At 70.6% G+C, this 15,676-nt stretch carries 17 protein-coding genes; 10 read left to right on the plus strand and 7 right to left on the minus strand.

The genetic code is table 11. The annotated features are described in order from the left end of the window. Positions 1–11 precede the first annotated feature (11 nt). Both ACWDRB_RS15575 and ACWDRB_RS15580 read left to right on the plus strand, forming a co-directional pair. On the plus strand, positions 12–989 hold the full coding sequence (locus ACWDRB_RS15575; RefSeq protein ID WP_449894256.1) for an ABC transporter permease: 978 nt from the start codon (positions 12–14) through the stop codon (positions 987–989). Continuing rightward, positions 986–1,897 carry a carbohydrate ABC transporter permease gene (locus tag ACWDRB_RS15580; protein WP_449894259.1) on the plus strand — a complete coding sequence of 304 codons (912 nt, stop codon included), beginning with the start codon at positions 986–988 and terminating at the stop codon, positions 1,895–1,897. The genes ACWDRB_RS15575 and ACWDRB_RS15580 overlap by 4 nt, the downstream gene beginning before the upstream one ends. Positions 1,898–1,931: 34 nt before the next feature. Here ACWDRB_RS15580 and ACWDRB_RS15585 read toward each other — a convergent pair whose 3' ends face one another. From ACWDRB_RS15585 to ACWDRB_RS15605, 5 genes are read right to left on the minus strand one after another with little or no spacing between them, the layout of a single operon-like run. Beyond that, a complete protein-coding gene (locus tag ACWDRB_RS15585) occupies positions 1,932–2,894 on the minus strand; it encodes a quinone oxidoreductase family protein (protein WP_350731378.1) in 963 nt (320 codons plus the stop codon). Between the two features lie 44 nt (positions 2,895–2,938). Next, positions 2,939–3,769 (minus strand): helix-turn-helix transcriptional regulator, encoded by an 831-nt coding sequence (locus ACWDRB_RS15590; protein WP_449894263.1) that lies wholly within the window; start codon positions 3,767–3,769, stop codon positions 2,939–2,941. Positions 3,770–3,805: 36 nt separating this feature from the next. After that, the gene (locus ACWDRB_RS15595; protein WP_449894265.1) at positions 3,806–4,138 is read right to left on the minus strand and encodes a YciI family protein; all 333 of its coding nucleotides are present in this window, start codon (positions 4,136–4,138) and stop codon (positions 3,806–3,808) included. Between the two features lie 54 nt (positions 4,139–4,192). Continuing rightward, positions 4,193–4,900: a helix-turn-helix domain-containing protein gene (locus tag ACWDRB_RS15600; protein WP_449894267.1), complete on the minus strand. Its 708-nt coding sequence runs from the start codon at positions 4,898–4,900 to the stop codon at positions 4,193–4,195. Between the two features lie 55 nt (positions 4,901–4,955). After that, positions 4,956–6,107, minus strand: coding sequence for an FAD-dependent oxidoreductase (locus ACWDRB_RS15605; protein WP_449894269.1), 1,152 nt, complete (start codon positions 6,105–6,107; stop codon positions 4,956–4,958). Positions 6,108–6,218: 111 nt separating this feature from the next. Between ACWDRB_RS15605 and ACWDRB_RS15610 the strand changes: the two genes are divergently transcribed. The 3 genes from ACWDRB_RS15610 (at position 6,219) to ACWDRB_RS15620 (ending at position 10,162) form a co-directional block, all read left to right on the plus strand. After that, a complete protein-coding gene (locus tag ACWDRB_RS15610; protein ID WP_449894271.1) occupies positions 6,219–6,902 on the plus strand; it encodes a TetR/AcrR family transcriptional regulator C-terminal domain-containing protein in 684 nt (227 codons plus the stop codon). Then, positions 6,899–7,099, plus strand: a complete 201-nt coding sequence (locus ACWDRB_RS15615) for a hypothetical protein (RefSeq protein WP_449894274.1) — start codon at positions 6,899–6,901, stop codon at positions 7,097–7,099. The genes ACWDRB_RS15610 and ACWDRB_RS15615 overlap by 4 nt, the downstream gene beginning before the upstream one ends. Positions 7,100–7,351: 252 nt before the next feature. After that, entirely contained in the window at positions 7,352–10,162 is a 2,811-nt protein-coding gene (locus ACWDRB_RS15620; protein ID WP_449894276.1) for a BTAD domain-containing putative transcriptional regulator, read from the plus strand. Between the two features lie 16 nt (positions 10,163–10,178). Here the strand turns inward: ACWDRB_RS15620 and ACWDRB_RS15625 are convergent, their stop codons facing one another. Together ACWDRB_RS15625 and ACWDRB_RS15630 are read right to left on the minus strand one after the other, a co-directional pair. Then, a complete protein-coding gene (locus ACWDRB_RS15625; RefSeq protein ID WP_449894278.1) occupies positions 10,179–11,027 on the minus strand; it encodes an ABC transporter permease in 849 nt (282 codons plus the stop codon). Continuing rightward, positions 11,024–12,031: an ATP-binding cassette domain-containing protein gene (locus ACWDRB_RS15630; RefSeq protein WP_449894280.1), complete on the minus strand. Its 1,008-nt coding sequence runs from the start codon at positions 12,029–12,031 to the stop codon at positions 11,024–11,026. Before ACWDRB_RS15630 ends, ACWDRB_RS15625 begins: the two co-directional genes overlap by 4 nt. 64 nt (positions 12,032–12,095) lie before the next feature. On the opposite strand from ACWDRB_RS15630, the gene ACWDRB_RS15635 reads away from it, so the two are divergent. The 5 genes from ACWDRB_RS15635 to ACWDRB_RS15655 all read left to right on the plus strand — a co-directional run bounded on the left by ACWDRB_RS15635 (position 12,096) and on the right by ACWDRB_RS15655 (position 15,495). After that, positions 12,096–12,704 (plus strand): TetR/AcrR family transcriptional regulator, encoded by a 609-nt coding sequence (locus tag ACWDRB_RS15635; RefSeq protein WP_449894282.1) that lies wholly within the window; start codon positions 12,096–12,098, stop codon positions 12,702–12,704. 145 nt (positions 12,705–12,849) lie between these two features. Continuing rightward, positions 12,850–13,293 carry an RNA polymerase sigma factor gene (locus ACWDRB_RS15640; RefSeq protein ID WP_449894691.1) on the plus strand — a complete coding sequence of 148 codons (444 nt, stop codon included), beginning with the start codon at positions 12,850–12,852 and terminating at the stop codon, positions 13,291–13,293. Between the two features lie 11 nt (positions 13,294–13,304). Beyond that, positions 13,305–14,228, plus strand: a complete 924-nt coding sequence (locus ACWDRB_RS15645) for a hypothetical protein (protein WP_449894284.1) — start codon at positions 13,305–13,307, stop codon at positions 14,226–14,228. 219 nt (positions 14,229–14,447) lie between these two features. After that, on the plus strand, positions 14,448–14,921 hold the full coding sequence (locus ACWDRB_RS15650) for a nuclear transport factor 2 family protein (RefSeq protein WP_449894286.1): 474 nt from the start codon (positions 14,448–14,450) through the stop codon (positions 14,919–14,921). 19 nt (positions 14,922–14,940) lie between these two features. Continuing rightward, positions 14,941–15,495, plus strand: a complete 555-nt coding sequence (locus ACWDRB_RS15655; protein ID WP_449894288.1) for a TetR/AcrR family transcriptional regulator — start codon at positions 14,941–14,943, stop codon at positions 15,493–15,495. Positions 15,496–15,676 lie beyond the last annotated feature (181 nt).

Consider the following 15,676-nt stretch of genomic DNA (forward strand, 5'->3'; position numbering starts at 1 on the left):
AGGGGCCTCTCATGGGCGTGACGACGGCCAGGCGAACGGCCCGGCACCCCTTGAGCGTCACCGCCAAGCCCCACGAGCTGACCTGGCGGGCCAAGCTCCGGCGGGACTGGCCGCTGCTCGTGATGAACCTCCCGATGCTGCTGCTCGTCCTCGCCTTCTGGTGGATCCCCGCCCTGGGCAACGTCATCGCGTTCCAGGACTACAACCCGTACACCGGCGGGATCACCGGCTCCCCGATCATCGGCTTCACCAACTTCGCGCTGCTCTTCCAGGACCCCCAGTTCCTGCGCGCCATCGCGAACACCCTGTCCATCACGGCCTTCCAGCTCGTCTTCTACTTCCCCGTGCCGATCATGCTGGCGCTGCTGCTCAACAGCATCGTCTCGGCCAGGCTGAGGGCGTTCGTGCAGGGCGTGGTCTACATGCCGTTCTTCTTCTCCTGGGTGCTGGTCATCGCCATCTTCCAGCAGATGTTCGGCGGGGCGGGGCTGCTGGCCCAGATCCTGCGGGAGCGCGGCCATGAGGGCGTCGACTGGATGACGAACTCGGACACGTTCATCCTGCTGATCACGTCCCAGACCGTCTGGAAGGACGCCGGCTGGGGGGCGATCATCTTCCTCGCCGCCCTCAGCACCATCGACCCCAACCTGTACGAGGCCGCCGCCGTGGACGGGGCCCGCCGCTGGCGTCGCATGTGGCACATCACGCTGCCCGGGCTGCGTCCGGTGATCGTGCTCCTGCTGATCCTGCGGCTCGGGGACGCGCTGAACGTCGGGTTCGAGCAGTTCATGCTGCAGCGCAGCGCCGTCGGCAGCGCGGCGTCCGAGGTCTTCGACACGTTCGTGTACTGGTCGGGCCTGCGTACCGGGGACCTGGGGTACGGGGCGGCGGCCGGGCTGTTCAAGGGTCTGGTCGGGCTGCTGCTCATCGTGGCGGCCAACCGGGTCGCGCACGCGTTCGGCGAGCGAGGGGTGTATTCGCGATCATGACCGTACTCACCTCCCGTAAGCCTTCCCGGCTCGCGCCGTGGGAGGAACGCCCTTCGCCGTTCGGCCGGCTCGGCAAGGGCTCGCTGATCACCCTGGTCGTCGTGGTGGTGCTCGGCCCTCTCTACACCATCGTCCTGACCAGCCTCAGCTCGGCCGCCACGGTCAACCGTGCGGGCGGGCTGGTGCTGGTGCCGGAAGGGATCACGTTCGAGGCGTACGAGCAGATCTTCTCCGACACGGTCGTCAGCAGGGCCGTCCTGGTCAGCACGGGCGTCACGGTGGTCGGGACGCTCCTCAGCGCCGGCGTGAGCATCCTGGGCGCGTACTCGCTGTCGCGCCCGGGCTCGTTCCTCCACCGCCCGCTGCTGTTCAGCGTGCTGCTGATGTTCGTCTTCTTCCCCGGCATCATCCCGGTCTACCTGATGGTCAGCGGCCTGGGCCTGAAGGACGGCTACTGGTCGCTGATCCTGCCGACGGCCGTCTCGGCGTTCAACGTGGTGGTGCTGCGCTCGTTCTTCATGAGCATCCCGGGAGAGGTCCTGGACAGCGCCCGCATCGACGGGGCGGGCGAGTTCCGCATCCTGTGGCGCATCGTCCTGCCCATGTCGAAGGCGGTCACGGCCGTGGTGGCGATGTTCTACGCGGTCGGCTACTGGAACGCCTGGTTCAACGCGATGCTCTACATCGACGACACCAGGAAGTGGCCGCTGGCGTTGATCCTGCGCCAGTACGTGGTGGACTCCAACCCGCTGCCCAGCGCCACGGCAGGCGTGACCGGCGACTCCCCGCCGACACTCGCCATCAAAATGGCCATCGTGGTCATCGCGGTGATCCCCGCCTTGATCATCTACCCCTTCGTCCAACGCCACTTCACCAAGGGCGTGATCGTGGGCGCCATCAAGGGCTGACAAGCAAGGCCTTCCACGAGGGGGCGCTGCGCGCCTAGATTCGTTCGACTTCGAGTACGAGCTTGCCGGTGGTGCGGCCGGACTCGATGCGGCGGTGGGCCTGTGCGGCCTGCTCCAGCCGTAGCGACTCGACCTGCACCCGCAGCTCCCCACCGGCGGCCGCGGCCACGGCCCGACGCAGCGCCCGGCCTGCTTCCGCGGGGAAGGCGGCGGAGAAGGCCGCCAGGTTGAACCCGGACACCGTCTTGTTGGTGAACCACAGTTCGTTGGCCGAGATCCCCACGTCCTCGGCGCCGGAGGCGTTGCCCATCACCACCATCCGGCCCATCGGCGCGAGCAGGTCCAGGCTGCCGCGCCGGGCCGGACCGCCGACCATGTCCACCACGACGTCGAACCGACCGGCCTCGGCCACCTGGTCGCGCAGGACGACCTCGTCGTAGCCGAACGCCTTGGCGGTCTCGATCTTGGCGGGGCTGCCCACGGTGCCCACCACGCGGCCCGCGCCCAGCAACCGGGCGGCCTGGCCGAGCTGGCTGCCCACGCCTCCGGCGGCGGCGTGCACGAGCACGCTTTCCCCGGGTTCGATGCGGGCCACCCGGTCGAGCACGAGGAACGCGGTGGTGCTGTTGGAGGGCAGCGCCGCCGCGATGCCCAGCCCCAGGTCGTGGCCGTCCAACGGGGCCACCAGGTCCGCGGAGGTGACCACCGCCTCCGCGTAGCCGCCGCTGTCGACGATCGTCAGGGCGGCGACCGACTGGCCCACGCGCAGGCCCTCGACGCCGGGGCCGAGCGCCCGGATGCGGCCGGACACCTCGATGCCGGGTACGAAAGGCAGCGGTACGTCCACCACGCCCTGCCGGTAGAGGATCTCGGCGAAGTTCGCGCCCGCGTAGGCCACGTCGATGGAGACCTGCCCAGGCCCGGGCTCGGGGAGCTTGACCTCGTCGAGGCGGAGGACGTCCGCGCTGCCGAATTCGGGGATCGTGATTGCCTTCATGCCGTCCATCGTGGTGGGACGGCTTTCGGTGAGGCAGTGTCAGCTCATCCTGGGTGTGCCACCACCAGGCTCTCCACCTTCGCCTTGGTGTCGGTGTCGGGATGCGGCGTGTGGAGAACCACGTTGAGGTCCGTACGATCCGGCAGCCGGAACAGCGAGTACTCGAAGACGAGGTCCCCGGCTTCGGGGTGCGTGATCGCCTTGATCCCCTGGGAGCGGGAGCGGACATCCGGCCGGGCCCACAACTCGGCGAACTCCGCGCTGGCGCCGCACAGCTCTTCGGCGATCTGCCCGAAGAGCGGATCGTCGTGATAGCGAGCCGCGCCGGCACGGAAGTCGGCCACCATGTCCGGGGCGAACTCGTGCCATGCGGTGAACCTGCCGCGGTAGATCGGATGGGTGAAGAACGCCACCATGCAGTTGCGGACCTCGCCGTCGAATCCGAACACCCACCTGGCCGCGTCGTTCATCGCCACCAGGTTGTAGTGCCGATCCAGCACGTGTGCCGGGTTGGGCATCCAGGCGTCCAGCACCGCGCGCAGCTGCTCGCTCACCGGCTCGCCCGGCCGGCCCGCGGGGTCCGGCGGGTTCAGCCCGGCGAGCACGTACAGGTGCGCCCGCTCCGCCTCGTCAAGCTGCAGCGCGCGGGCGACCGCGTCCAGCACGGCGTCGGAGACCTTGATGTCGCGTCCCTGCTCCAGCCAGGTGTACCAGGACACTCCCACCCCGGCGAGCACCGCCACCTCTTCCCGGCGCAGTCCCGGAGTGCGGCGGCGCCCTCCGGCGGGCATTCCGGCGTCGGCGGGGGTGAGAGCCTCCCGCTTGCCACGCAGGAACTCTTTGAGCTGGTCACGGCGGCCTTGGCTGGCAGTCACAAACACACCATAGGCGACCATAGACTGCCACCCCTCCTACTCGACGACGGGGCGCACGTCCACGCTGCCGTAGCGGGCGGTGGGGATCTTCTCCGCCCACGAGGTGGCGGCGTTGATGTCCGCGACGTCGACGACGTACAGGCCGGCGACGATGGCGCCGGACGTCGGCGCGACCCCGTCGTCCACGACCGTGGCGCCGTCGCGCACGCTCACCGTCCGGCCGCTGCTGGCCTCGTGGAAGCCGGCCTCGTACGCGAGGACGCCGGCCTCTCGCACCTCCTTGTCATAGGCGAACCAGTCCGGCACCTCTCCCTCGGCCGGGCCCGTCGCTGCGGGGTCGTACTGGTAGACGAGGGCGAACTTGGGCATGGTCCCGCTCCTGTGCTAACCGAGGTGGGTAGGTGGTTGCACGCTATGAGAGATTCACTGCCCGGACTTGTACAGAAGCGACAGGGGCTCGTCCGGGTCCGGATGCTGCAGCTCGGTCGCCGTACGGCCCATGAACCGGGTGAGCGAGCGGGAAAGGTGCGGCTGGTCGTAGTAGCCGAGCCGGTGCACCACGTCCAGCGGCGCGACGCCCTCGCCGAGGAGCATGGCCGCCTCCCGGGCGCGCTCGATCTGCCGGATCGCCCCCTGCGTCAGCCCGGTGGCGGCGACCACCCGGCGCTGCACCGAGCGGGCGCTCAGCCGCGGGGCGTCGTCGCCCGCGACGACGTCGGTCACCAGCGGGTCGCGCACCAGGATGCCGGAACGCACGAGCCGGTCCACGAAGACCTCGGCGTTGTCGAAGCCCGGCAGCTCCCACTCCTCCCCCTGCAGCACGAACGTGTCCGAGGTCACGTGCGGGGACAGCACGGCGGAGTCGACCAGGCCCTGGACGGGCAGGTGCGGCATGGCCGCGCCGTGGGCGAAGATGATCCCGAACGCGGACCCATCGGGGCTCATGTCCACCGTGGTCGGCCTGGTCTCCGGCCCGCGGATCGCGACGTGCGCGCGCCCGCAGTGCTCCCAGATCACCAGCTCCCAGTTGGAGTTGGCGACCGAGTGCATCCGCTTGACCGTGGAGACGCCCTCGCTGCGATAGACCCGCTCGATGTAGGGCGAGTCCGACGTCCGGTCCTCGTTCTCCATCGCACCTCCCCGCGCCAGGTCATCATTCTCGCCAGATCGCCGGAGAACGCGCCACTCAGGCGGCGGGGAGCGGGTCCTGGCCGAGCAGGCGGTGGCCGTTCTCGGCGGAGGTGCGTACGGCGGCGAAGCCGTAGGCGGTCATCGCGGACTCGTACTCGGCCAGCGCCTGGAGGAGCGGCCGGCCCGCGGCGGCCGCGCCGAGGGCGGCGGTGAGCGCGCTCGCGTCGCGCAGGGCGGTGTTCGCGCCGATCCCGCCCGCGGGGCTCATCGCGTGGATGGCGTCCCCGAGCAGCGTGACGTTGGTGGCCGGCCAGGGCTCGATCGGCACGCTGGTACGGAGCACCAGGGCGAAGACCGTGGAGGTGTCCCAGTGGTCGATGATCGCCCGGACCCGGGGGTGCCAGTCCTCGATCGTCCGCAGGGTCAGGGCACGCAGTTCGGTCCCCGGCATGGCGCGCAGTTCGTCGTCGGGCGGCAGGAGCTCGCGGCGGGCGCCGAAGGAGCAGGTCATGTAGTCCTGGGTGACTCCTGATTCGGCCGGCACGGGCTCGGGGAACTCCACCGGGGCGACGCCGACGAAGCTGCCGTCCGGGCCGATGATCGGGGTGAACACGGCGAACATGTCGTCCAGGAACAGCTCGCGGGTCCGCGCCGTGAGCGGCACCTTGCCGTACAGCTGCCGCAGACCCGTGTCCACCACGCGCGCGTGCGGCAGATACTGCCTGCGCACCGGAGAGTTGACGCCGTCCGCCGCCACGAGCACGTCGCCGGTCGCGGTGCTGCCGTCGGCGAAGTACGCGGTGACCCGGCCGTCGGCGCCGGTGCGGTAGTGCGTGAGCCGCTTGCCGAACCGGACCGTGTCCGTCAGGCCGGAGAGCAGGATCCGCCGCAGCGTCAGCCGGTCGACCGCCAGGTGCACGCCGCCGTCGGACGGCTCCAGGACCGTGAGCCGCTCAAGACGGTGGTCGAAGACAGGTGTGCTGGTACGCGGTCGTCCGGCCGTGGCGCGGAACAACCGGTGCAGCCGCTCGGGCAGGTTCGCGGCCAGGGCCCGGTCGCCGTGCTCGTCGATGTGGATGCGGTAGCCCTGCTGCCGCGAGGTCAGGGCGTCGTCGCTCTCGTACACGGCGACGCTGATGTTTTTCTGCCGGAGCCCCTGTGCGAGGCACAGCCCGCCCAGCCCCGCACCGATGACGATCACATGCATGTCCCGCAGTCCTCTCGCCGGCAATCCCTAGCAGTGCGAGGGAAACCCTAACACCGCTAGGGATTGCCTTGCACTGCTAGATTGGTGCGTGGCAGACGGAGGAGTTCGCGCATGGCACGTCAAGATCCCGGCTTTCCCAGTGGCATCGAGGAGACCGAGCCGAGGCTGGACCGCGCCCAGATCGCCCAGGCGGCCCTCGATCTCCTGGACGAGCACGGTTTCGACGCGTTCAGCATGCGCAAGCTCGCCGTGGCGCTCGACATCAAATCGCCGTCGCTCTACTGGCATGTACGCAGCAAGGACGAGCTGTTCGACCTGCTGATCGACGTGGTCCTGGGCAAGTGCCGGCTGCCGGCCGACGACGACGGCCCCTGGACCGAGCGGCTGGCCGGCATCGGGCTCGAACTCCGGCAGGTCCTCCTCGCCCACCCCGCGGCCACCCGGCTCCTGCCGGGCAGGGTGCCCTTCGGGCCGAACGGGCTGCGGCTGGCCGACCACATCATCGGCGTCCTGCGCCAGGCCGGGTTCGACAACCGGCTGTCGAGCTACGGCTACCTGCTGCTGCTGTTCTACGTCACCGGTTTCGCCGGCCAGGAGATCGCCTTCGGCAAGGGCCCCGACAACCCCGCCCGCCTCGCCCAGATCACCCGTTTCCTGCGCGAGCTGCCCGCCGACCGCTATCCCCACGTGACGGCCGTGGCGGACGAGCTCACCGGCGCCCCCGGCCTCACCCGCCGCTTCGAGCTGGGCCTGGCCGGGATCCTCAACGAGCTGGACCGCGAACGCCGTGGATGACCGCGGAAGACGAAGACCTGGCCACTGGCGGCCAGGTCGTGATCAGGTCTGAACTACGCCTCGCTCAACGGCGACGGCGGCTGCGGCGGCGGCTGGAACGACTGCTGCTGTCGCTGTTGATCCTCTTCTTCGGCCCCAGCGGGTTGGGCCCAGGGGGCTCCATGACCACGGGCAAGATCCTCGCAGCTGACATGTAACTCGGGAAGATCATGATTCGCTCCTTTCGAGAATGTGATGGAGCGGTCGAGGGACTGGAGCGCACATCCCCAACCGGCTATTCGGACATACCCCTCATACAGCCACATTACCCCGCAAACCATTCCCCGGCTCTGGCTCGTCCGAAACATGAGGCTTGAGAGCGCTTGGGGCGTTCAGCCCGCTGCAATCCGATTGCATGGCCGGTTAAAAATACTCCCAAATGTCAGAGTCGGCGGAGGGGGATGCGACGGATGCGGTTCGCGGTGCTGGGGCCTGTGCGCCTCTGGCGAGGAGACGTCGAGCTGAACTCCGGTCCTCCGCAGCAACGAGCCCTGCTCGCCCTCCTGCTGGTGTACGCGGGACGGCCCGTGAGCCTGGACGAGATGGTCGACGTCCTCTGGGGGCAGGACCCGCCGTCCAGCTCGATCAACGTCGTCCACAGGTACGTGGGCAACCTGCGCCGGTTGCTGGAACCGGGGCTGCCGCCCAGGGCGGAGGGCGGCTGGCTGCTCCGGGGCGCGGGCGGCTACCGCCTGAAGGCCGATGCCGGCACGCTCGACCTGCTGCGCTTCCGCCACCTGGCCGGACAGGCCCGCTCGGCCGCCCCGGCGGAGGCGGTGGACCTGTACGCGGAGGCGCTGGCCGTATGGCAGGGGGAGGCGGCGGCGGGCATTCCGGCCGAGGTGCGGTCCCTGCCGGTGTTCGCCGCTCTGGAGCAGGAGCGGATCATGGTCGCGCTGGAGGCGGCCGACGTGGCGCTGGAGCACGGCGGGATGGTCGCACTGCTGCCCACGCTGAGGGCGGCGGCCACCCGGCATCCGCTGGACGAGCGGCTCCAGGCCAGATTGGTGCTCGCCCTGGCCACCACCGGCCGCCAGGCCGAAGCGCTGGACACCTGGCAGGCGGTCCGGGACGAGCTCGCCGAGGAGCTGGGCGTCGAACCGGGCCAGGAATTGCGCGCCGCCCAGCAGCGCGTACTGACCGAGCCCGCCGCCGGGCTCGCGGCGGACACGGCGGACACGGTGGTGCGGCCCGCGCAGCTGCCCGCCGATCTCGCCGTCTTCGCGGGCAGGCGGGCCGACCTGGCCAAGGCCCTCGCCCTGCTCGACGGCGACGCGCTGAGAACGGTCGTGATCAGCGCCATCGGCGGCATGGCGGGCGTCGGCAAGACGACGCTGGCGGTTCACTGGGCGCACCAGGTGGCCCACCGTTTCCCGGACGGCCAGCTGTACGTGAACCTGCGCGGCTTCGACCGCCAGGGCTCCGCCATGGACCCCGCCGAGGCCCTGAGGAGCTTCCTGGAGGCGCTCGGCGTGCCGCCGCACCGGATCCCGGTCGCGCTGGACGTACAGGTCGGGCTGTACCGGAGCCTGCTGGCCAAGCGCCGGGTGCTGATCCTGCTGGACAACGCCCGCGACGCCGAGCAGGTACGCCCGCTGCTGCCCAGCAGCCCCGGCTGCCTGGTGCTGATCACCAGCAGGGACCGGCTGCCGGGCCTGCTGGCGACGGAGGGGGCGCTGCCGATGACGCTGGACCTGTTCCCGGCCGAGGACGCCCGGGAGTCGCTGGCCCGGCGGCTCGGCGAGGAGCGCCTCGCGCGGGAGCCGGAGGCGGTGGACGAGATCGTCGAACGATGCGGCGGCCTGCCGCTGGCCCTGGCCGTGGTGGCCGCCCGCGCCGCCGCCAACCCGGCCTTCCCGCTGTCCGCGATCGCCGCCGAGCTGCGCGGGACGCCCGCGACGCTGGACGCCTTCGCGGACGGCGATCCGGCCGTCGACGTGCGGGCGGTGTTCTCGTGGTCGTACCGGTCGCTCAGCGCGGAGGCGGCCCGCCTGTTCCGGCTGCTGGCGCTGCATCCGGGGCCTGACGTCAGCGCCGGGGCGGCCGCCGCCCTCGCGGGTGAGCCCGTACGGCGTGCGCTGAACGAGCTGACCAGGGCCAGCCTGCTCACCGAGCACGCCCCCGGCCGGTACGCCGCGCACGATCTGCTGCGCGCCTACGCGACCGAGCTCGTGGCGGACTCCGAGGACGACCGGGACGCGGCCATGGGACGGCTGCTCGACCACTACACGCAGCAGGCGCACGGGGCCTGCAGGAAGTTCGCGCCGTTCTGGGTACGGCCGGAGCTGGGCCGGCCCGTGCCGGAGTTCGATGACGACCGGCAGGCGCTGGCCTGGTTCACGGCCGAGCACCCCGTGCTGATGTCCGTGGTGGAGCTGGCGGCCCAAGGCGGGTTCGACACGCACAGCTGGCAACTGGCCTGGGCGCTGGAGCGCTTCCTCGACCAGCAGGGCCACTGGCGCGACTGCGCGACCGTACAGCGCCATGGACTCGCCGCCGCCCAGAGGCTGGGGCACCGGACCGCGCAGGCGCACCTGCATAGGGCGCTGGCCCGCGCCTCCGCGCGGCTCGGGGACTATCACGTGGCCTGGCCCGGCATCCGGCGTTCGCTGGAGCTGCACGAGGAGCTGGGCGACCTGGCCGGGCTGGCCACCGCCCACCGCAGCCACGCGTGGCTGCTCGACCAGGTCGGCCGGTACGAGGAGTCGATCCAGCAGGCCGAACGGGCGCTCGCCCTGTACGCGGCCACCGGCAACCCCGCCGGCGAGGCCAGCATGCTGCACGCGCTCGCCTGGACCCACATCAGGCTGGACCAGGACTGCCGGGCCGCCACGTACCTCCAGGACGCCTTGATCAAGCTGAACGGCCTGAGCAACCGCTACGGCGACGCGGGTGTCCTGGACGGCCTCGGCTACGCCCTGCACCGGATGGGCGACTACGACCGGGCCATCGTCTACTACCGGCACGCCCTGACCCTCTACCGGGACGTCGGCGACCGCTACAACGAGATCGGCACCCTGCGCCACCTCGGCGACAGCCACCGCGAGGCCGGCGACCACGACGCGGCCCGGGACTCCTGGCAACATGCCCTGGACCTGGTCGACGAGGTCGTCGATCCGTCGACGGCCGACGAGATCCGCTACAAGCTCCTCTGCCTCGACATGCCCGACCTGGTGGGCGCCGAGAGAGGCGTCAGACGCTCCTGCCGCGGCGGCCCCTGACCACGCGCCCGGCGCGTCAGCCCCGCTTGTTGTAGAGGTGGAGGGCGAGCGGCGCGCACACCGCGGCGATGGCAGCCGTCGCGATGAGCGACCAGACGAGAGATCCGCCGGTGCCCGCGGCGTTGTTCATCAGGCCCCTGGCCGCGGCGGCGACGTGGCTGAGCGGGTTGACCTCGACGAAGGCCTGGAGCCAGCCGGGCATGGTGCCGGGCTGGACGAAGATGTTGCTGGCGAACGACAGTGGCATCAGCACGACGTTGGCGATGCTGATGACGACGGCCGGATCGGGCACGAGCAGGGCGACCGTGGCCCACAGCAAGGACAGGGAGAGCCCGAAGGCGATGATCAGGGCTATGGCGGCGAGCACGCCAGGTGCGCCACCTTCCGGCCGGTAGCCCATGATCAGCCCGAGGACCACCACGATGCCGGAGGCGAACAGGTAACGGGCGGCATCGCTGAGCAGGCCGCCGAGCACGAAGGCGCCGCGCCAGACGGACAGCGAACGGAAGCGGTCGAAGGCTCCGGTGGTCACGTCCTTGGCGAGCCGGGCACCGCCGTACATGGTGACGATGGCGATGCTCATGCTCAGCGTGCCGGGCAGGAGGAAGGTGAGGTAGTCGCCGGTCGAGCCGCTGACGGCGCCGCCGAACAGGTAGGTGAACAGCACGGTGAACAGGATCGGGATGGCGATCGAGTCCACGAGCTGTTTGGGGTCGTGCTTGATCTTGAGCATGGCTCTCCGGCCGAAGGTCGCGGAGGCGGCCAGCGCCCCGGCGCGGCGGTGTTGCCGGCCGGTGGCGAGCAGGATGTCGATCGGGGAGGTCTGTGCCGCGGCGGGGCGCGTGACGGCGGCCGGGGTGCTCATGCGTTCACGTCCTGGTGGTCGGTGGTGGCCGGGTGGCCGGTCAGGGCGAGGAAGGCCTCGTCCAGGCTGGGCTGGCCGAGAGCGACCTCGGCGACGCCCACCCGGGCGTCGGCGAGCCGGGTCATGGCGTGCCCGACCAGCCGGCTCACGTCCGTCGCGTCGGCCGGGGTGGCGAGCAGCATGGACAGGGAGAGCGGGTCGGCGGCGAGACGGACCGTCCCGTTCAGGGCGACGGCCAGGATCTGCCGCGCTCGCGGACGCTGCTCGCCGTCGAGGAGCCGGACCCGCAGGGTGCCCGAGCCGACCCGGGATTTGAGCTGGGCGCTGGTGCCTTCGGCCACGATCCGGCCGCGGTCGATGACCACGATCTGCTCGGCGAGCTGGTCGGCCTCCTCGAGGTATTGGGTGGTGAGCAGCACCGTGGTGCCGGCCGCGGCGATCTGGCGGACCAGCTCCCAGACCTGGGTACGGCTGCGCGGGTCGAGCCCGGTGGTCGGCTCGTCGAGGAACAGCAGGTCGGGGGTCACGATCAGGCTGGCCGCGATGTCCAGCCGGCGGCGTGTCCCGCCGGAGTATCCGCCCACCGGGCGGCCGGCCGCGCCGGTCAGGTCGAAGGCGGCCAGCAGGTCGTCGGCTCGCTGCTTGCCGGCGGCGCGGGGCAGGCCGTGGAGGCGGGCGAGGACGGTCAGGTTCTCGTACCCGGTCAGGTCCTCGTCCAGGGCGGCGAACTGGCCGGTCACGGCCACCCGGGCGCGGATCGCGTCCCGTTCGCCGATCACGTCGTGGCCGAGGACGCGGGCGGTGCCGCCGTCGGGCCGGGTCAAGGTGGCCAGGATGCGGATCGTGGTGGTCTTGCCCGCTCCGTTGGGGCCCAGGAACCCGAACACCTGACCGCGCCGGACCGTGAGGTCGATCCCGTCCAGAGCCCGGTTCTCGCCGTAGACCTTCACCAGGCCGTACGCCTCGATCGCCGGCCCGTCCCCAACCGTGCTGTTCTTTGACATGCCGTAAGACTTATTTATCTCTTACAGATTGTCAAGGTTATTCCGAGCCGATATCATCGCTGCGATGGCCGACACACTCGACCCCGCCAGGCCCGCCCGCCGTCGCCGGTCCGACGCCCGGCGCAGCATCGACGCGATCCTCAACGCGGCCCGCATCGCGCTCGGCGAGCGACCCGACGCCAGCATGGAAGAGATCGCCACCGCGGCGAACGTCAGCCGCCAGACCGTCTACGCGCACTTCCCCTCACGCGACGCCCTCATCGACGCCCTCATCGAGACAGCGGCCGCCGAATACTCCGCCCTGCTCGACGCCGCCGGCCTCGAGACCGCGCCGCCCGCCGACGCGCTGGCCCGGTTCCTCGACGCCGGCTGGCGGTTCCTGAGCCGCTACCCCCTCCTGCTGGACCCCACCACGACCTCCGTCCACCGGCCCAAGAGCAACGACCCCCACGACGTCGTGCCACCGCGCCTCGAACGGCTCATCCGGCGAGGCCAGGACACGGGCGACCTCGACCCGTCACCCCCGGCCGCCTGGCTCGCCGCCGCCGTCATCGGACTCCAGCACGCCGCCGCGGCGGAACTCGCCGACGGCCGCCTCACCGCCGATGAGGCGGCGGCTCTCTGCCTGGAAAGCACGCTGCGCCTCTGCGTCCGGCCGCCTGCGAGCCGCTAGGACGCGTGCGGTGGGTCGGTTCCGTACGGCGGACGGGTCGTAGAACCGGACTCCGGCCGGCAAGCCGTGTGACCATTCCCGCCCCGGTCGCGTCTGCATGTGACGTGACAATCGAAACCGTTCGGGGGGCGACATCATCGAGGAGCTGTACCGCGAGCACTGGCCGCTCGTGTGCGGGTTCCTCCTGCGCAGGACCCGCGATCCGCATCTCGCCGAGGACCTGGCGCAGGAGACGTTCATCAAGGCGACCAGGGCACTGCTCGGCTGGCGCGGGGAGAACGCGGCAGCCTGGCTCCTCACGATCGCGCGCAACACCCTGCTGGATCACGTCCGCAGGAGCCGCCGCGAGCTGGCCCTCCCCAACCCGGACGAACTGGGCGTACCACCGCTGCACGTGGAATCGCTCGACGTGCGCGACGCGCTCGAGCGGCTGCCCGAGCAGCAGTGGCGACTGCTCAAACCGGTCTACTTCGAAGGCTTCTCGATGGTGGAAGTCGCCGCGATGACCGGCAGGTCCCACAACTCGATCAAGACCGCGGTGTGGCGGGCGAGGGCCGCCTTCGCCGACCTTTACCAGGAGAGCCCATGAACATGCCCGAGATGCCTGAAATGCCAGACCTGCCGGACTTCGACCCCAAGCGCACCCGGCGCGCGGTGCGGCGGGGGCTGTTCCGGACGGTCGCCATCGTCCTGGCCGTGCTGGCGCTGCTCGCGGTGGCCACGACCGAGGGCTCGTCCCTGGTGCAGACCCGCGGCGACCGGGAACGCCGCATGCAGGCCGTACTCGGCACCGCCTTCCAGATCTACAACCCGGCCTATGCGGTGACGATCGGCTCCTGCTGCCAGACCACGCCCGTGTCGATGTCGTTCGAGGTGGCCGCGCGTCCCCTGGGGCCGGTCGGAGCCTGGCCGGTCGGGAGCGAGTCGTACACGCTCAGCCAGGACTTCTTCGGCCGCGTGGGCCGCCTGCCGCTGGGCCACACCGCCAACACCAGGCTTTCCCAGTCCCTGTTCGACCTCGGCACCACGCTGACGACCAAGGACGAGGTGCGCGCGGTGCTCGCCCGGCTGCCCGCCGACCTCAGCGCGCTGGCGGTGGTGGAGTTCGAGCAGCCGCTCGGCGAGGCCGAGCTGAAGGCGTTCGTGAAGCAGTACGGCACCTGCGCCGACCGGGTCGCGTACGAGCGCAGACCCGGCTCCCTCCCGATCACCTGGAGCTTCGACTACTGGGCCGACGGGATGGAGCTCGGCAAGGGCGGCGACATGACCGATGACACGTGCGGCGGCGGCCTGCCGCAGTTCCGCAAATGGACCGGCCTGCTGCGTGACCACGACAACGCCAACCTGCGCTCCTTCGACCTGTCCCTGGACCGGCTGCGCAAGGCCGCCTCGGCCGGGCTCGCCTACGGCTATGTCGACCAGCTCAGCTCGGTCCGCGAGTTGCGGGAGCTGATCAAGGACCCGAAGGTGCGCACGATCCGCCTGGCCGGCGTGGCGTTCGACCTGGACCGGGCCCGCCCCTAGAACCTGGATCGAGGTCGATCGGACTTCGTGACGGAGGGCCGGTCAGCTCTCCCCGAGAAGCTGGACCAGCTGGTAGGCCGGAAAATCGCCGTCTCCGACGAGGACGCCCCGATCGCACCGAGCGCCGGCCACCGCATGCGGTGCGGCACGGACTCAGGGCTCCGACACGGCTGCTGCGTCCTGGTAGGTTATAGGTCAATCACTAACCTAGGAGTCGATATGACAGCCGAGAAAGACGACGCCAGCCGCCGCGCCGCTGCCCAGCACACCGTGGCCGAGCACCTGCGCCTTACCGCCGCAGGACGCACGGACGAATGGGTGACGCTGTTCGCCCCGGACGCGGTGCTCGAGTTCCCGTTCGCGCCGGTCGGCGTGCCTCGACGGGTAACGGGGCGGGACGCACTGTTCGCGCACATGAGCAGCTTTCCCGAGACCTTCGACGTCGAGTTCGTCGACCTGGTGTTCCACGAGACGGTCGATCCGAGTCTCGTGATCGCCGAGTTCCGCTCGACGGGCACGGCCCGGCCGACCGGCAAGCCGTACGAGCAGACGTGCATCTCCGTCGTCCGGACCGATGACGACGCGCTCATCACCCACTACCTGGACTACTGGAACCCGCTGGTGGCGATCGAGGCACTCACACCCCACGACGTGCCGTCCGACCCTGACCTCAGCGTGACTTTTGGAGGCTGAGAAGAGCCATGTTTAACTGATGCCCATGCCCGCCGCCGGCACCAGCACCAAGAGCGACGAACGACGTCTGGCCATCATGGCCGCCGCGATCGATTGCTTCGCCCAGAAGGGCTTCTACGGTACGACGACGCACGAGATAGCCGACCGGGTCGGCATCTCTCAGCCGTATCTCTATCGCCTGTACCCGAACAAGGAAGCGCTGTTCGCGGCGGCGGTCGACCACGTGTCCGTCGTGATGAACGAAACGCTGGTCGCTCACTCGTCGGCGTCGGGTGGTGCCGGGCCGGCGCCCGAGGCGGCGTTGGATGCGGCGCGCGGCGCCTACGCCGCGCTCGTCGCGGACCGGACGATCCTGCGTTTCCTCATGCACGCGAACTGTGCCGCCGGCGAGCCGCTGGTAGGACAGGCCGTGCGTCGGTGCTACGCCAAGCAGGTTGACACCGTTCGGCAGCTGCTGGGCGACGACGACGCCGTGCGGCACTGGTTCGGCGCCGGAATGCTCGACAACGTGGTCGCCGTGCTGGGTCTGGCCGACATCGATGAGCCGTGGGCGCATGTCCTCGCCGCTCGATGACCCGGCACCGGAGGATACGCCCGCGCCGACTGGCCCGGCGGTCCCGCCACACCCTCATGCGATCCTGGAGCTCTAAGGGCCTGGTGGATGTCGTCGCGGATCTCCCAGCGGATACGCGGGCGACGGGACCAGTGCGGCAGCGCGAGCGTGCCGGCCCGGGACCGGGAGCGAGCGGGGGTTG

It is taken from the genome of Nonomuraea sp. NPDC003707 (genome assembly GCF_053587055.1).

Excerpts from the sequence above, each read along its gene's own strand:
- ACWDRB_RS15575 (WP_449894256.1), top strand. The coding sequence starts at position 12 with ATGGGCGTGACGACGGCCAGGCGAACGGCCCGGCACCCCTTGAGCGTC.
- ACWDRB_RS15580 (WP_449894259.1), top strand. The coding sequence starts at position 986 with ATGACCGTACTCACCTCCCGTAAGCCTTCCCGGCTCGCGCCGTGGGAG.
- ACWDRB_RS15585 (WP_350731378.1), bottom strand. The coding sequence starts at position 2,894 with ATGAAGGCAATCACGATCCCCGAATTCGGCAGCGCGGACGTCCTCCGC.
- ACWDRB_RS15595 (WP_449894265.1), bottom strand. The coding sequence starts at position 4,138 with ATGCCCAAGTTCGCCCTCGTCTACCAGTACGACCCCGCAGCGACGGGC.
- ACWDRB_RS15600 (WP_449894267.1), bottom strand. The coding sequence starts at position 4,900 with ATGGAGAACGAGGACCGGACGTCGGACTCGCCCTACATCGAGCGGGTC.
- ACWDRB_RS15605 (WP_449894269.1), bottom strand. The coding sequence starts at position 6,107 with ATGCATGTGATCGTCATCGGTGCGGGGCTGGGCGGGCTGTGCCTCGCA.
- ACWDRB_RS15610 (WP_449894271.1), top strand. The coding sequence starts at position 6,219 with ATGGCACGTCAAGATCCCGGCTTTCCCAGTGGCATCGAGGAGACCGAG.
- ACWDRB_RS15615 (WP_449894274.1), top strand. The coding sequence starts at position 6,899 with ATGACCGCGGAAGACGAAGACCTGGCCACTGGCGGCCAGGTCGTGATC.
- ACWDRB_RS15620 (WP_449894276.1), top strand. The coding sequence starts at position 7,352 with ATGCGGTTCGCGGTGCTGGGGCCTGTGCGCCTCTGGCGAGGAGACGTC.
- ACWDRB_RS15625 (WP_449894278.1), bottom strand. The coding sequence starts at position 11,027 with ATGAGCACCCCGGCCGCCGTCACGCGCCCCGCCGCGGCACAGACCTCC.
- ACWDRB_RS15630 (WP_449894280.1), bottom strand. The coding sequence starts at position 12,031 with ATGTCAAAGAACAGCACGGTTGGGGACGGGCCGGCGATCGAGGCGTAC.
- ACWDRB_RS15635 (WP_449894282.1), top strand. The coding sequence starts at position 12,096 with ATGGCCGACACACTCGACCCCGCCAGGCCCGCCCGCCGTCGCCGGTCC.
- ACWDRB_RS15645 (WP_449894284.1), top strand. The coding sequence starts at position 13,305 with ATGCCTGAAATGCCAGACCTGCCGGACTTCGACCCCAAGCGCACCCGG.
- ACWDRB_RS15650 (WP_449894286.1), top strand. The coding sequence starts at position 14,448 with ATGACAGCCGAGAAAGACGACGCCAGCCGCCGCGCCGCTGCCCAGCAC.
- ACWDRB_RS15655 (WP_449894288.1), top strand. The coding sequence starts at position 14,941 with ATGCCCATGCCCGCCGCCGGCACCAGCACCAAGAGCGACGAACGACGT.